General features: G+C 66.5%; 8 protein-coding genes and 2 pseudogenes. 3 read left to right on the top strand and 7 right to left on the bottom strand.

Features of this window, described 5'->3' with window-relative positions; genetic code table 11:
- Nucleotides 1-35 precede the first annotated feature (35 nt).
- A complete protein-coding gene (locus ACSBPQ_RS08990) occupies nt 36-2,099 on the bottom strand; it encodes a DEAD/DEAH box helicase family protein (RefSeq protein WP_442681852.1) in 2,064 nt (687 codons plus the stop codon).
- Between the two features lie 87 nt (nt 2,100-2,186).
- On the opposite strand from ACSBPQ_RS08990, the gene ACSBPQ_RS08985 reads away from it, so the two are divergent.
- Nucleotides 2,187-2,336, top strand: a complete 150-nt coding sequence (locus ACSBPQ_RS08985; protein ID WP_442681851.1) for a hypothetical protein — start codon at nt 2,187-2,189, stop codon at nt 2,334-2,336.
- A gap of 306 nt (nt 2,337-2,642) precedes the next feature.
- Here the strand turns inward: ACSBPQ_RS08985 and ACSBPQ_RS08980 are convergent, their stop codons facing one another.
- The 5 genes and pseudogenes from ACSBPQ_RS08980 to rho all read right to left on the bottom strand — a co-directional run.
- Nucleotides 2,643-6,323, bottom strand: coding sequence for a hypothetical protein (locus tag ACSBPQ_RS08980; RefSeq protein WP_442681850.1), 3,681 nt, complete (start codon nt 6,321-6,323; stop codon nt 2,643-2,645).
- Nucleotides 6,320-8,860, bottom strand: a complete 2,541-nt coding sequence (locus ACSBPQ_RS08975) for an Ig-like domain-containing protein (protein ID WP_442681849.1) — start codon at nt 8,858-8,860, stop codon at nt 6,320-6,322. The genes ACSBPQ_RS08980 and ACSBPQ_RS08975 overlap by 4 nt, the downstream gene beginning before the upstream one ends.
- A 7-nt stretch (nt 8,861-8,867) precedes the next feature.
- Nucleotides 8,868-10,232, bottom strand: a complete 1,365-nt coding sequence (locus ACSBPQ_RS08970) for a DUF7933 domain-containing protein (protein ID WP_442681848.1) — start codon at nt 10,230-10,232, stop codon at nt 8,868-8,870.
- 42 nt (nt 10,233-10,274) lie between these two features.
- Nucleotides 10,275-12,434: a hypothetical protein gene (locus ACSBPQ_RS08965; protein ID WP_442681847.1), complete on the bottom strand. Its 2,160-nt coding sequence runs from the start codon at nt 12,432-12,434 to the stop codon at nt 10,275-10,277.
- A gap of 278 nt (nt 12,435-12,712) precedes the next feature.
- Nucleotides 12,713-13,510 (bottom strand): annotated as a pseudogene (rho, locus tag ACSBPQ_RS08960) (transcription termination factor Rho); the annotation flags it as partial.
- A gap of 92 nt (nt 13,511-13,602) precedes the next feature.
- Here rho and ACSBPQ_RS08955 point away from each other — a divergent pair.
- A pseudogene (locus ACSBPQ_RS08955) lies at nt 13,603-14,616 on the top strand (replication-associated recombination protein A); the annotation flags it as partial.
- Nucleotides 14,613-15,020 (top strand): fluoride efflux transporter CrcB, encoded by a 408-nt coding sequence (gene crcB / locus ACSBPQ_RS08950; protein WP_425505578.1) that lies wholly within the window; start codon nt 14,613-14,615, stop codon nt 15,018-15,020. The pseudogene ACSBPQ_RS08955 and the gene crcB, both read left to right, overlap by 4 nt.
- A 16-nt stretch (nt 15,021-15,036) precedes the next feature.
- On the opposite strand, the gene ACSBPQ_RS08945 is transcribed toward crcB, so the two are convergent.
- Nucleotides 15,037-15,369 carry a hypothetical protein gene (locus ACSBPQ_RS08945; protein WP_182622943.1) on the bottom strand — a complete coding sequence of 111 codons (333 nt, stop codon included), beginning with the start codon at nt 15,367-15,369 and terminating at the stop codon, nt 15,037-15,039.
- Nucleotides 15,370-15,447 lie beyond the last annotated feature (78 nt).

Raw genomic sequence — 15,447 nt, 5'->3', positions numbered from 1 at the left:
GGAAAACATGCCAGAAAGTTCTACTTATGGGATGTCTACCGAGCGGGGAAGCTTACGCAGTCGCGGATGAGCTTGTCGTTGTCGAACTGCACCCGGTAGGTGGTCTTGTGCTTGATGCGGTCCCACAGCGCCTTGAAGTCCTCGCTAAGCGTCACGGCCTTGCCGTCGGCGCCCTTGCGCAGTGCCACGGTCTCGCGGTCGTCGCGGTTCTTCACCTCGACGCGGCCGGTCACCTTGCGCAGCAGCTCGGCCACCTGGCCTCGGTAGGGCTCGAAGGCGTCCGGCAAGGCCAGCTTGCCGTCCTTCAGGGCGACCTTCAGCGAGTCCTGCACCTTGCCCTTGGCGTCGATGTGTCCGGCAGCGCGCAGGTGGTCCCACAGGGCCTTGGACTGGTCCACGCCCAGCGGGGCCACCTTGCCGTCGGGCGTGGTGATGGCGATGGTGGCGAACTGGTGCTGCTCGACGATGCCGAAGCGGATGCCCGTGTCGGCCTTGATCTCCTTCTGCAGCTGGTCGGCGAACTCCTGGTACGACTCGGTGGCAATCACCGTCAGCCGGTTCACGTCGTGGCCGTAGACGCGCTGCCCGTCCTGGTTGACGCACAGGCGCAGGCCCCGGCCCAGGGTCTGGCGGCGTTCGCGCTCGCTGCCCATCTCGCGCAGGGCGCAGATCTGGAAGACGTTGGGGTTGTCCCAGCCTTCCTTCAGGGCCGAGTGGGAGAAGATGAACTTCAGCGGCGTGCTGAAGGTCAGCAGCTTCTCCTTCTCCTTCATGATGAGGTTGTAGCCGCGCTCGGCGTCGGCGCGGCTGGTCTCGTTCTTCAGCTCGCCGTTCTTGTCGAGTTCTGGGTCGACCCAGTGCCCCTTCTTGTCCCTGGAAAAGTAGCCGTCGTGCACGGCGGCGGCTTCCTGTGCCAGGTCCACCTCGCCGAACAGGCTCTGAAAGGCCGGCAGCTTGGCCGCGCGCCGATACTCCTCCTCGAATATGCGGGCGTAGTCGCCCTTCACCGGGTTGCCGTCCTTGTCGTACTGGCGGTAGCGCGCCACCGACTCGATGAAGAACAGCGACAGCACCTTGATGCCCTTGGGCCGCAGCAGCTTCTCCTTTTCCAGGTGTTCCTTGATGGTCCGCCGGATCATCTCGCGCTGCACGGCCAGGGCATCCACCTCGCCGTGGGCTTGCCCCAGGGCCAGGTAGACCTCGCCGCCGGGGTAGCGCAGCTCCATGAACTCTTCGCCCTTGGCGGTGTTGATCTCACCGACACGGAAGTCGGCGTACACCGCCCGCTTGGCCAGCTGCTGCAGGTCGTCGCCGTCGTTGACGGTCAGCACCTGCGGCTTGGCGCCGGTGGCCGTCTGCACGTGCAGTTCCACCTTGGCCGAGATGCCCTTCTTGTTGCTCACCTCCAGCAGCCGCACGTAGGGCTTGTTGAAGGCGTCCTCGATGGTGGCCGCTGCCACCTCGATCTGCTTGACCAGCTTGCGCTCGTAGGCGTCCACGGCGTCCAGGCGGTACACCATGTGGTGCTTGTTGGCGTGGGTGGCCGAGTAGCGCAGGGTGCACAGCGGGTTCATCGCGTCCAGCGCGGCCTTGCCGGCGCCGCTGAGGCCGCCGTCCACGCTCTGCGGCTCGTCCACGATGACGATAGGCCGCGTGGCGCGGATGAGGTCGATGGGCTTCTCGCCGCCGGTCTTCTCGCTGTCCTTGTAGAGGTTGTTCACCTCCTTCTTGTTGATGGCGCCCACCGTGACCACCATGATTTGGATCGTGGCGCTGGTGGCGAAGTTGCGCACCTGGCCCAGCTTGCTGGAGTCGTACAGGAAGAAGTCCACCGGCACGCCGGCATACATGCTCTTGAAGTGCTCCTCGGTGATCTGCAGCGACTTGTAGACGCCTTCCTTGATGGCCACCGACGGCACCACGATGACGAACTTGGTGAAGCCGTAGCGCTTGTTCAGCTCGAAGATCGTGCGCAGGTAGACGTAGGTCTTGCCGGTGCCGGTCTCCATCTCCACCGTGAAGTCGCCCGACGCCAGGGTGCTCGACGGCGCCAGGCCGTTGCGCAGCCTCAGCCGCCGGACCTTCGCGTACATCGACATGGTGTGCACCTCTTCTCCCCACAGGCCTGGTCGCCTGCAAGGTAAGGGGAAACACCCTGGTCAATTTTCAACGCGCAAAACCGCCCTTTGCTGGTCAATTTTCAGCGCGCCTCAACAGTGCCGGCCTGGGTGGTGGCGGCCTCGGCCGCGCAGGCGCCGATCGAACTGGCCGATTCCGGCGAACGCGGTTCGGCAAGGCTGCGGCTGCTGACGCCGCTGGGCGACGTGTCCCGCTGAACCCGGCACCGGCGCTCAGCCGCCCAGGAGCGGCAACAGGTGTATCCCGTATTTCCCGCCGGGGTGGCGCCGGCCATCACGATCGCGTAGACGAAGGCCTCGCCGGCCGCAGCGACAACCGCCATCGCCAGCCATGCTAGCGCACGGCAGCGCCATGCGCCGGTGCAGGTTGTGGATGAAGAGCCCGGCGCCCAGCAGATTCGGGACGAATAACAACTAGAAAATCGCGTAGTCGAAGGAGACCCGCTCTCAATTCACCATTTGGTTGCAGCAGTTTCCGTAGACGCCAGATCCTCTGCGCTCGGCTCAGTAATAGCCGGCGAGGTTGAGGAACCAGCCTCGGTTGTCGTAGCTCAGGTCGGTGAGGTCGTCGCTGAAGTCGGTGAAATTGAAGCCGATGCCCACGCGGAAGTTTTCGCCGAGCTCCCGGTCGACGCCCACCAGGGCGCCGCGACGTGTCCCGCCGTCCCGCACGTCCAGCCAGCGGTACTCCGCCAGGCCGTGCCATTGCCCGGCCAGCCGGTAGCGAAACTGCACGGCAGCGAAGTCCGCGCGGCTGTCGAGCCACGTCCCGATGCCGCGGCCGAGGCGGTAATCTCCCCAGCGGCTGGCGAGCTTGCCGGCCAGTTCCCAATGCTCGCCGAGCTGGGTGATGCCTTCGACGGCCAGCACCTGCGAGCGCTGGTCGTATTCGGCACCGCCGAGCTGGCCACCCGACGCAAGGTCGTAGAGGTAGGTGTAGCGGGCGAAGGCGGCCCAGCGGGTGCTGTCGTGCGGGCGCCAGGCCGCGCCAAGGTTGGCCTCGACCACCTTGGCGTCGAAGGCGCGGTTGAGCAGGTCTTCGGTGTCGGCGTAGTTTGCGCGCACCGCGACGCGCCAGTCCTCGTTGATTTTGTACAGCAGGCGATGCGTGGTGACCCACTGCTCCCGCTCTTCCGCGCCGCGGTCACGACGGAACTCCAGCTTGCTGGTCCACTGCGAGTCAGGGGATGTGCGGGTTCCGCTCGCGCTGTAAGCGCGGCGATCCACGATGCCGCTGGCAGCCTCGAGTTCGCCGTCCTGCACGCTGAAACCCAGGTTCCAGCCCTTGGACGGGTAGAAGTCCATGCCGAAGGCATGCGTGAGGCCGCTGGCGTCGTTGCGCGGATCCTTGAGGTACTGGCTTTCATTGAAGAGCCCGACTTGGTCGGACAGGCGCCAGCGTTGCCCCACGGTCCAGCCGCGCTGGAGGGCGGTGTCGAACAGCGGGTCGCGGGTCGTGCGGTCGGTGCTGTAGCTGTAGCTGCTGTAGAGGGTGTGGTCAGCGGCCAGCCGGTACTCGCCCTCGACGCGGGCCGAGCGGCCCCGGTCTCCGTCGCTGAGTTCGGCGCCTAGGCTGGACTGGTCGCGGAACAGATAACGTGCGCCCAGGCTGAGCCGGTCATTCGCCGGATACGTGCCGCCGCTGTCGTCGACGGTCAGCTGGCCCGTGCCATAGAGTTCGAGCGCATCACCCATGCGGCGGCGATAGCTCAGGGCGGCAAGGGTGGCTTCGGTCTCGCCGTCGCCGGTGCGCTCCCGCACGCGCCGCAGTTCCGCGCCCAGTCGGCCGTTGCGGTCAAGACGCCAGTCGGCGTTGAGCTGGCCTTGCTCGACCGCATTGCTGCCGCGTTCGGCGAGGCTCCAGCGGCCGTACAGTTGCACGTTCTCGCTGGCCTCCCCGAGGAACTCGACGCCACGCTCCGTGCTGTCGATGCCGTTGTCGAAACGGGCGATGGAGAAGCCGGCGTCGACGTCGCGCCTCCAGGCGCCGACGCTCCAGCCGCGCGTCGTCCAGCCAAGCTCGCGGAAGTTCGCGCGCGCCTCGATGGCGCGCGCGTCTCCCTGGCGCGGACCTTCGATCGGGTTGCGTTCCAGGAAGCTCAGTCCGCCGTTGTCGGAATAGAAGACCGGGGCCACGGTGGCCTCGGTGCGCGCCTGTTCGACCTTGAGATAGGTGCCCCGGCCCGCCTGGACGGTCAGGTCGAACGCGCGCAAGCCGTAGTCGTCACCGCCGCGGTTCTCGTCGACGACGGTGGCGCCGACGGCGAGGTGCTCGCCGAACCACTGCCGCCCTCGCAGGCCGGTGATCGCGTCGTCGGCGTCGAAGCCGGCCGGGATGTATTCGTAATCGGCCAGCAGCAGCTGGTCGAAGCCATCCAGCACGCCGTCGCGCGTCAGCGTGCGCACGTTCTCCCGCGTGACCTGCGTGAGCGGGCGGGTCAGGATGATCCGGCCCTGGAGCTCGTCGATCTCGTAGTCGACCCCAGGCTGCAGGTCGACGCGCGCCTCGATGCGGCCGGTGCTGCGGTCGCGGACCTCGAGCACCAGGCGCTCGGAGCCGGGCAGCACGTCGGTGTGGCGAAGGTAATAGAGACTGCCGCCGGTACCCAGGAATTCGCTGTGCCCGAGCGCGGTCTGGGCCTGCGAAACGAAGGTGCGCACCTGCGAGCGGTTCTCGCCAAGCGAGGTGGTTTCGGGCGAACGCCAAGCCAGCGCTGCGCCGTAGAGCGAGCGCGTGTACTGGCCGTACTCGGTGCCAGTGAAGCCGGTGGAGAAGTTGCCCCAGACGGCCTGGCTGCGATCCCATTCCAGCCGCACGTAGAGCTGGCCCTGGCTGTCGACGTCGCGCACGGTGGTGGAGTCGTCGCCATACACGGGATAGTAGGCGTCGGGGTCCAGGCGGCGGAACACGTCGGTCGGTTCGGCGTCGAGGAATCCGCTGAACAACCTTCGGACGTCCTTTTCGCGGGTGTCTGCCTGGGCGGTCAGCAGGTAGCGGCCCTTGATCTTGCCCTTGAGGTAGAACGCCAGCCGGCCCTCGGTCAGGAAGGTGTCACCGTAGCGGTCCTGGCTCGCGAGGGGCTCCATGTGGCCGTGGACATCGTTGCGTGAGAGCGTCAGGTCGGCCAACGCGACCAGGAACCAGTGTTTGCCGTTTACGTCGACCTCGATCGTCTTGCCGAGGATCTCGGTGTGTCCGGCCTTGGTCACCTCGAGCTGGTACTGGTGCCGGCCCACCGGTTCCAGGAATTCTGCGACGAACTTGCGCTCCAGATCCACGGGAATGGACTGGCCATTGATGCTGAGCGTGTACTCCTCGGCGATGTTGCGGCCCTGGATGCGCACGCGCGAACCTTGGATGGGGATGTTCTGGAGGCGCAGGGCATTGCGGCCGTACACGGCATCGATGGCGGCCAGGGTTTCCGCCTGCTCGGCCGTCACGGTGCCGCCCAACGCCCGGCGCGCGGTTTCCACGGCGGCGAGCCGGCCGCGCTCGTGGTCGGCCTGGCTCAGCAGCTGTATGCGCTGCGCCACGGTTTCGTCGAAGCGGCCCTCGCGGTCGTAGGCGCGCGTCACGTACACCAGTCCGTCGCCCGCCTGCAATGAAGGGGCCGGCGCCATGCGGCCGTCCCACTCCGCCTTCATCATCGCTGCGGGGGCCAGGCTCAGGGTCGCCAGCGGCGCCACCCGGTCCGTGTCGGCGTCGCGATAGAGGCTGATCTCGACCCTCTCGATGAAAGCCGGGTAGTTGCTGTAGCCTTGGAAGGTCACGGGCCCGACGATCCGGCCTTCGGCGAAGGCGGCGCTGGACGGCGCCATCATGCTCAGCACCGGCTGGCCCAGGGTTGGGTCCTCGGTTGCCCAGACCACTCCACCGCCGGGCAGTTCGAGGCTGAACTCGCCATTGACCCAGCCTTGCCCGGGAGTGGCCGCCGCACCCGTGACTTCCGCGCGGCGGTTGCGCTGCAGCGATGCCGGGTCGGTGCCGTCGGCGACGGGCTGGTTTACAGCAGCGCTCAGGACCTGCACCGGTGTTCCACCGCATGCCGACCCTTGTTCGCAGGGTGGCGCGGCCGGGATGCGACTGTCCTGGGCGAGGGCGGGGAAGTGCGACAACACCGCCACGGCAATGGCCGAGAACGGCAGCAACGAGGGCCGCTGGGACTTGGGCATGGTGTGGCTCATGGCTGGTTCCTGAACTGTGCGCCGGCGACCTCCAACCGCAGGCGTGTGCGCGCCGCCGGGGACAGTTCCTGCGAAATGGCTTCGAACACACGGTGCGCGCGGCGCAGGCCAAGGTCATGGTTGTAAGGTTTTGACCCGCGGTAGTCGGCGTGCCCCTCGATCACCAGCAGGCTGAACTCGCCGCGCTCGAACGAGCGCGCGATTTCATGGATCAGCGGCATATGCTCCTCGCGGAGCTCGGCCTTGTCGGTGGCAAAAAGGATGGGCTCGAGCGTGATGGTTTCGCCGAATTTCACCAGCGGCATTTCATCGTTTCCGCCGGGCAGGATTTCCACCTGGGTCTTGCGGGCCACGGCGGGGTCAAGGCGGGTGCGCAGTGCATCGTGCAGGGCCCGTGCGCGGCGCAACGCGAGTGCTTCGCCCTCGCCGTCGGCCTTTACGCTCAGGTAGCCGCCGCCGTAGGCGCGGACCTGCGCCGCCACCGCGTCAAGCTGTGCTTCGTAGGGGCCGGTCAGCGCCTCGCTGCCGGGCGCGAAGGCGAACACCACCTGCTCCATGCCAATGCGTCGGGCATCGGCCGGGAGGTCACCGGCCGGCAGCCGCACGCCGAAATCGAACCGGACCGGGATGCCCGCAGTGATGCGCCGCACCAGGGGGTTGGAGGTGGTGAACGCGCTGCCGTCCGGCAGCGTTGCCACGTCGACCTTGAGGATGAAGTTGCGGCCATTCGCCTCGTTGGCGGCGCTGATGCCGACCAGGCGATAGCGTCCGTAGGCATCTGTTTCAACCAGCAGGCCTTCGACCGAGACAACCCTCACGCCCGGGATGCCCCGCTCGCCGTGGTCTTGGATGCCATTGCCGTCCAGGTCGTTGAACACCGTGCCGACGATGAGGCTTTCCTCCAGCAGCGGATCGCCCACGACCTCGACATCGGCGCTGGCGACGTTGCTCACGGCGTTGCCGCCCGCATCCTGCGCCACCACGCGGTTGGTGTGGATGCCGGGGCCGACGCCAGCGCCCACGCGCAGCAGGATGCGCAGGGTGAGGGATTCGCCGGGAGCGAGGTCCACGCCGGCCAGGCGAAGCGGATCACGGCTGCCCAACGAAACCTCGGCATCGTCGCCCTCGAAGGTGAAGGAGCCTTCGGCGTAGCTGAAGCCGGGAGGCAGCGTATCCAGCACCTGTGCATTGGCCGCCGGGATGTTGCCGGTGTTCTCCACGGTGATCTCGTAGCGCACCAGGTCACCGACGCTGGCGGTGCGCTGGAGCGCACGCTTGCTGACGCGCAGCTGCACCGGCTCACCGGGCATGACGATGGTCACCGTGGCGGTATCGCAGAGCGGCTGGGGCATGGAGCTGTCGCAGACGCGGTAGACGAAGCTGTCCTCGCCGGGGAAGCCAGGTCTCGGCGTGTACCAGCAGCGACCCTCGCTGTTGCACTCCAGGTCGCCGTGCGCCGGCGGCGTGATCAGGGACACCCCACCGAGGACCAGCGGCATCGCGGTCGAGGTGTCGTTCAGCGCCCAGGGAATCTCCACGGTGCCCGGTGCCGGGCTCTCGACCCGGTCATCGTTGGCGATGACCTCGCCCGGGACGATCGTGATGGTCACGACGGTGGTGTCGCAGTTGGACGGGTACGCCACTTCGCAGATGGTGTACTCGAACTCGACGTCGCCGTATTCACCGGGTGCTGGCGTGTAGGTGAAGCTGCCGTCCGGATTGAGCACGACCGAGCCGGTGGGCGGCGGCGTCGCGAGGCTGACGGTGACCTGGCCCGGCTCGATGGGCTGCCCTTTGAGGGTGTCGTTGACCAGGACGGGGATGGCCACCGGGTTGCCTTGGCGGGTCGATGCGAAGTCCTCGACCGCGTCGATGGTGCGTGAGAGGACCGGGATGCCGGGCGTGCCGTCGTTGTTGTCGCCCTCGTCCGGATCGCTCGTGCCCGGAGGCGGCGTGACGATGGCGAGGTTGGGGCCGATAGTGCCGCCGGCCGGGGCGGTTCCGTTCACCGTGAGCAGAATGCCATTGCCGTCGCCGGGATACACGTCGGCGCGCAGGCTGATGTCATTGCCGCTTCCGGTGGTGCTTCCGCACGTCGAGTTGCCGGAAGCCTCGCAGGTCCAGCCGACCGAAGTGAGGTCTGCCGGAACCGCGTCTTGGATGGTGGCGCCGAGCGCGGCGGCGGGGCCGGCGTTCGTCACCTGGATTCGATAGGTGACCATGGATCCCGCGGGTGCCGGCGAGGCACTGGCCAGGGTCTTGGTCAGGGATAGGTTTGCCAGAGCCGCCAGGACATTGCTGTCGCTGGCGGTGTTGTTGGCTGGATTCGGATCAATCGTGCCGACCGGCGGCTGGGCCGTGGCCGTATTGACGATTGGCGAAGGGTAGGACTGCTGAGCCGGCGCGGTCGGGATGACCGCGCAAGCCAAGAGAGCGGCGAAGCCGCCACGCAAGGCACGGAACCCGAAGGTTCCGGCCTTGCTGGAGCCCGCCCACGAGGACGTGGGCGGGCACTTCGATGTCGGCTGGCAGCTCATTGGGCCGTCAGTAGGCGGCCGGGTCGGCGGAGAAGCTGACCGGGACGGTGATCGTCACGGTGCCGCCGACATCCAGATCGACCGTGAGGCTGATGGCGGAGTCGCCCGCGCTGCCACCGCTGGCGGCCGAGCAGGCGCTGCCGGCGCTGGCGGCGCTGGCGGAGCAGCTCCAGGCACCCGACAGGGTCACGCCGGGCGGCAGCGTGTCGCTGACGCTGATGCCGGTGATGGCATCCGGACCCGCGGCATTGGTCACAGTGATGGTGTAGCTCGCCGTCCCGCCCGGGGTGTAGGTGCTCGCACCGTCGGACTTGGTGACCGCGATGTCGGCCTGCAGCGGCGTCAAGTCGATCTGGTTGACGGTGTCGCTGTCGTCGCCCGGATCCGGATCGGTGGTGCCGTCAGGCGGGCTGACCGTGGCGGTGTTGGCGCCAATGGTTCCGCTGGCCGGTGCCGTACCGGTGACCGTGATCGTGACGTTGCTGCCCGAGGGGATGTCGGCGGTCAGGCTGATGGCGTTGCCACTGCCGCTGGCGCTGCCACAGCTCGAGCCGGCACCCGCGGAACAGGTCCAGGTGACGTCGGTCAGCTCGGCCGGCACGTTGTCCACGATCATCGCCCCGACGGCCGCCGACGGCCCGGCGTTGGAAACGACCAGTTCGTAGGTGACGGTGGAGAGCGGGCGGACCGGCGTTGCCGAGGTCAGCGTCTTGGCCATGCTCAGATCGGCCACAGCGGTGACCGGGATGGCCGGGCTGGTGCTAGCGTTGTCGGTTTCGTCTGGGTCGGTGGTGCCCGTGCCCGGGGTCACCGTCGCGGTGTTCGCATCGATGGTACCGCTGGTCGGGGCTGTGCCGGTGACGGCGATCGTGATGGTGTTGCCGGCGCCCGGCACGACGTTGGCGAGCAGGCTGATGTCGCCGGAACCGCTGGCCGTGCCGCAGGACGAGGTACCCGAGGCGGTACAGGTCCAGGTCACGCCGCCGAGCTGGGTCGGCACGGTGTCGGCGATAGTGGCTCCGAAAGCAGTGGACGGGCCGTCGTTGGAGACCACGATGTTGTAGGTCACGGTTGAGCCCGCGAGGGCCGGCGAGTCGCTGGTGCGGGTCTTGGTGATCACCAGATCCGCGGACGCGCTCAGGGTGTTGGTATCGGTTGCCGTGTTGTTGCCCGGGGTTGGGTCAACCACGGTTCCCGGCACCGTGACGGTGACGGTGTTGGCCACGTCAGTGGGATAGGTCTGTGCGCCCACCAAGCTGCTGGCGGACAGAAGCACGGCGGCGCCGAGGACGCGGGCAAGTCCCTTGATGCTGCTCCGGCTGATGGTGCCGTCCGGCGGGGGGACGGATTGGGGGTTTGTGTAGTAACTCATCGCGAGCTCCTGTTTGACCGGCTTAAACGAAGGGTAGGGTGATCAATACGCGCCCGGGTCAGTCGAGAATGTGACCGGTACAGTGATAGTGGCGGTTCCGTCAGGCTCCAGGTCGACCATGAGGCTGAGGGTCTGGTCTCCGACCGTGCCGCCGGTGGCGGCGTTGCAGCTGCCAGAGACGGCCGTGCAACTCCAGGGGGCCGAAAGCGAGGCGCCAGCGGGCAGGTTGTCGGTCACGGTGGCGCCGGTCACGGCGTCGACACCGGTGTTGGTGACGGTGATGGTGTAGGTGGTGGTTCCACCTGGGGCGTAGGTCGCCGAACCGTCGGTCTTGGTCACGGCGACGTCGGCGGTGCGCAGGCGGTTGGCCAGGGTGCAGATGATCGCCTGCGGCGTGGCGGCCAGTGCCGGCGCCTCGATGCTGAAGCTGGCCCCGCTGCCGGTGGAGACGGCGCTTCCATCCTGGTCCACGCAAGCCCAGCTGGTTTCGTACGGCGTGAGGTCAGTGCCGGTGCCGGCCGCCTCCGCGAAGGTGTAGCTCAGCCCCGGGGTGCTGGCGTAAGGGGTGGTGCCGCCACCATCGCCGACGTCGGTGGCCGAGGCCACGACGGCCGCTTCTTGGCTGATGCTGAGGTTGAACCTGCCAGGGTCATCGGCCGGCAGCAGGTCCTTCACCAGCGAAAGCATCGCCGCGCAGGACTCGGCGATGCCTTCGACGGTGAACACCGCGTTGCCGATGCTGATGCCGAGCAGGCCCAGCAAGGGGTCGACCACGTCGCCCAGCAGCAGACCCAGAGCCGCGCCCAGCACCGTCGTCACCTGGCCCTGAAGGACGCTCTCGACCACGGTAACGATGCTGTTGACGATCGACAGCACCTGAGACGGCACCGTGATCGGCAGGCCCAGCAGTGTCGCCGTGATATTGCCGGAGGCGACGTTGATGTCCAGGTTATTGAGCAGGTCGGTGAGCAGGGTGCCGACGCTGACCGTGCCACTGCTTAGCGTTAAGGTCTTTGGAAATGGCGCCGAGACAGTGGTGGTGATGAGCTCCGGTGCCCCGGTGGCCGCAGCTTCGGCGGTGACGTAGAGCGGCACCTCCACGTTGACCAAGCCAGGCCCCAGAATGCTGACGTTGAACGTGAGGTCGAGCGTGGACAGCGCCACCGGATCCACGACCGCCGGCGTGATGACCTGGCTGCGGTTCCAAAAGATGCTGTCCTGGATGGTGCCCACGTACAGGCCGGCGACTCCTGGCCTCACCTCGAGCCCAACGATCCCGGCAATGGCATCGATGCTGGTGATCGCGCCCTCGGCGCGTGCGACATCGGCATACACCTGCACCTTGAGCACGCTTTGGGTGAGCGAGACATTGGTCAAGCCGAGGCCAAGCGTGTTTATTGCGTCTAGCACCGGCTGAAGGTTCCAACCGTTGAGTGCGTCGGCGTTGAGTTTCAGGCGCACGGCACTGGAATAGAATTGCGTGCCTTCCGGGCCGCACACGTAGACCGGCGGCTCCACGACCTGTGCATAAAGCTGCACGTTCGCGACCCCGGGCAGTAACAGCCCTGCGGTATCCACGGTGACCGGGGTCGGCGTGGTGGCGATGTTGTCGAAATTGAACAGCTGCACTGCGCCGGTCAGCAGGTCCAGCAGGTCAAGGTCGATGCCGGCGAGGGAGCCTTGCGGGAAATTGACCTGCAGCAGGTCGGCGAGCCGGATGGTCGAGTTTTCCAAACCGGGGACGTTCAACGGCAGGACCTGAAGGACGTTGGCGGCCGCCGTTTGGCCGTCGGCCGCCAGGACATTCACCAGGGCAGCCTTGAACTGCGCCAAGGTGATGTCGGTGTTCAATACCTGCGACGGATCGACGCCCAGGTCGGTCCCGAGCTGAAGGATCAGGGCGTTGAGGTTGACGTCGGCGCCGGCCAGGGCGTTCCAGTCGGCGACGGTCAGGTTGACCGCAGTGCCGGGCAGCAAGGCCTGGAAGAGGGTGTTGAGGACGATGCTCTGGTTGGCGTTGACCTCCACCAGGCGTGGGCCCGCCGACACACAGGCAGCACTGGTGCAACCGGGGTTGTCTTGGGCGGACGCCACCGGTACGAGCATGGCGAGGTTCAGCACTATCAGTGCCAGAGCGCAGCGCAGCGTCCTGGCCGCCCCGCTGAAAACGCTCCAGCGAGACGCCGGATCAGTCTTGATCACTATCGCCGTTCCTGTGCATAGATATGGGGGTTTTCTAACAAGCAGCCGGTGTGAAGGCAATCAAAATCTTTATGCCGTCGTCCCGTGATGTCGAGCTGACCCGTGCCGACGCCTCGCCGCGCGCAAATCCCCTGCGGCGGACCATGGGCGAGCGCGCGCCTAGTTGTCCAGATGACTGGGAATTAGGCGAAGAAAAGCCCTTCTGGTTGAGCAGCCTCGGGAAATCAAGGCACCAACAGGGCTTTCAGGCCTACCTCAGGGGTAGGATATCCTCGGGGTCAACGTTTCATATATGAGAAAAATTCGTCGTTGGACTTGGTGTTCTTCATCTTGTCGAGCAGGAACTCCATCGCGGCCAGCTCGTCCATCGGGTGCAGCAGCTTCCGCAGGATCCAGATCTTCTGCAGCATGTCCGGCTCGATCAGCAGCTCTTCGCGGCGGGTGCCGGAGCGGTTGATGTTGATGGCCGGGTAGACGCGCTTCTCGGCGATGCGGCGGTCCAGGTGCACTTCGCTGTTGCCCGTGCCCTTGAACTCTTCGTAGATCACCTCGTCCATCTTCGAGCCGGTTTCCACCAGCGCGGTGGCGATGATGGTGAGCGAGCCACCTTCCTCGACGTTGCGGGCCGCGCCGAAGAAGCGCTTCGGGCGGTGCAGGGCGTTGGCGTCCACGCCGCCGGTGAGCACCTTGCCGGAGCTGGGCACCGCGGTGTTGTAGGTGCGGGCCAGGCGGGTGATCGAGTCGAGCATGATCACCACGTCCTTCTTGTGCTCGACCAGGCGCTTGGCGCGCTCGATCACCATCTCGGCGACCTGCACGTGGCGCGCGGCCGGCTCGTCGAAGGTCGACGAGATGACTTCGCCGCGCACGGTGCGCTGCATCTCGGTCACTTCTTCGGGCCGCTCGTCGATGAGCAGCACGATCAGGTGCACGTCCGGGTGGTTGTGGATGATGGCCTGGGCCACGTTCTGCATCAGCATGGTCTTGCCGGCCTTGGGCGGCGAGACGATCAGGGCGCGCTGGCCCTTGCCGAGCGGCGACATCAGGTCCATCACGCGGCCGGTGATGTCCTCGGAGAGGTTAGAAGGGTAAGGAAGCAACATCACGTCACAGATATAACTAGCTGACCGCAATGTACTATTTTCATAACAACATGGGAGACCTAGATCACCGCTTCAACAAGAGCCAGCAGGATGCCTTCCTGCCGCATATCGAGCGCGGCACGATCATCTTTGTCGGTGCGACCACCGAAAACCCGTCCTTCGAACTCAACTCGGCGCTGCTTTCGCGTTGCCGCGTGCATGTGCTGGAGGCGGTGTCGCCGGAGGACGTGGTGGTGGCCTTGAACCGGGCGCTGCAGGACAGCACCCGCGGCTTGGGGGATATGCACATCCAGGTCGAGCCGGCGCTGTTGCTGGAAATTGCGCGGGCGGCCGATGGTGATGTGCGTCGTGCACTGACCCTGCTGGAAATTGCTGCCGAACTGGCGGTGGGCGAGGGTGGGCAGATCACCGAGGCGACCCTGCTGCAGGTACTGGCCGACCGTACGCGCCGGTTCGACAAAAGTGGCGAGCAGTTCTATGACCAGATCTCGGCATTGCACAAATCCGTGCGCAGCTCCAATCCCGATGGTGCGATCTACTGGTTGGCGCGGATGCTCGATGGCGGCTGCGATCCATCGTATCTGCTGCGCCGGATGACGATCATGGCGGTGGAGGATATCGGCCTGGCCGATCCGCGCGCGCTGGAGATGGCGCTCAACGTCTGGAATGCATTTGAGCGGATAGGTCCGCCTGAAGCCCATATCGCGCTGTCCAATCTGGCCATCTATCTGGCCAGCACGGCCAAGTCCAATGCCAGTTACATCGCCCTGAAGGCGGCGCGGGCGGACGTGCAGGCGCATGGCAGCCTGCCGGTGCCGATGCACCTGCGCAATGCGCCGACCCGCTTGATGAGCCAGCTCGGCTATGGTGCCGGCTACCAGTACGACCACGATGTTGCCGGCGGGGTGGCGTTGGAACAGACCGCCCTGCCCGATGCGCTGGACGAGAAGATCTATTACCAGCCGGTGGCGCGCGGGATGGAAATCAAGCTCAAGGAAAAACTCGACCGCCTGCGCGAGCAGCGCCTGCAGGCCCGCCAGCATCAGGCGGCACAGGACGGGAAACCACGGGGGCAATGATGCCGGTCGGTTCTCCAGGGGCAGGCATCACCCTGCTGTGGGTCATGCTCGGTGGCGCGCTCGGTGCCGGCCTGCGCTGGTGGGTGGGAGCCGCGCTGCTGCGCCAGCTGCAGGCGGGATTCCCCTGGGCCACGTTGGCGGTGAACATTGCCGGTGCGCTGGCGGCCGGCTATCTATTGGTCCGGCTGCAGGGCCATCCCCAGGCGACGCTGCTGCGTGCGCTGCTGGTGGTTGGCTTTCTGGGTGGTTTGACTACCTTTTCCAGCCTGATGGTGGAGCTGTTGCTGCTTGCACGCCACGCCCGCCCAGGCCTGGCCGTGCTGTATCTGGCCGTCAGCATTGCCGGAGGTCTGTCCGCGGTCTGGGCCGGGGCGCGCCTGGCCGAGGCCAGTCTGCGCGGGTGATGCTGTCCGGGCCTGGTCAGGCCAGGCCAAACAGGTGCAGCGCCTGCGCGTGGCCGATCGTGTAGGGCGGGCGGACATGCAGCCAAACCTGCTGCGGGTCCACATCCGGGTGGACACCAAGGTGGCTGAGCACTGCATCGGTCGGGTCCAGTCCCCAGACGGTATCGGCCGACTGGGGAGCTGCCAACTGTGCGCGCACGCGCTCCAGCTGTGTCTCGTCGATCAGGAAGGTATGTTCGGCCAGGCCCTGGAAGGCGGCCAGGATATCCAGCGGGTTGTCACTGTCGCGGTCGCTGATCAGGGTGACGGCCTGATGCCGCGTCGGGGAGTAGCTGTACAGCCTTGCCATGCGGGTCGTTTCCTTACGTTGCAAGCCATGCCCTGCCTCTGTCGGCACAGGGCACCTGTTCCTGCTTCCTGCCGGCTT

Source organism: Stenotrophomonas sp. JC08 (assembly GCF_052180205.1).
Taxonomy (GTDB): Bacteria; Pseudomonadota; Gammaproteobacteria; order Xanthomonadales; family Xanthomonadaceae; genus Stenotrophomonas.
The sequence above is the reverse complement of the archived record's forward strand: the minus strand, read 5'-3'. Positions and strand labels throughout refer to the sequence as shown.

What these genes read in the sequence shown, in the direction of transcription:
- ACSBPQ_RS08990 (WP_442681852.1), bottom strand. Translation starts at nt 2,099, where the DNA reads ATGTCGATGTACGCGAAGGTCCGGCGGCTGAGGCTGCGCAACGGCCTG.
- crcB (WP_425505578.1), top strand. Translation starts at nt 14,613, where the DNA reads ATGATGCCGGTCGGTTCTCCAGGGGCAGGCATCACCCTGCTGTGGGTC.
- ACSBPQ_RS08970 (WP_442681848.1), bottom strand. Translation starts at nt 10,232, where the DNA reads ATGAGTTACTACACAAACCCCCAATCCGTCCCCCCGCCGGACGGCACC.
- ACSBPQ_RS08975 (WP_442681849.1), bottom strand. Translation starts at nt 8,860, where the DNA reads ATGAGCTGCCAGCCGACATCGAAGTGCCCGCCCACGTCCTCGTGGGCG.
- ACSBPQ_RS08980 (WP_442681850.1), bottom strand. Translation starts at nt 6,323, where the DNA reads ATGAGCCACACCATGCCCAAGTCCCAGCGGCCCTCGTTGCTGCCGTTC.
- ACSBPQ_RS08945 (WP_182622943.1), bottom strand. Translation starts at nt 15,369, where the DNA reads ATGGCAAGGCTGTACAGCTACTCCCCGACGCGGCATCAGGCCGTCACC.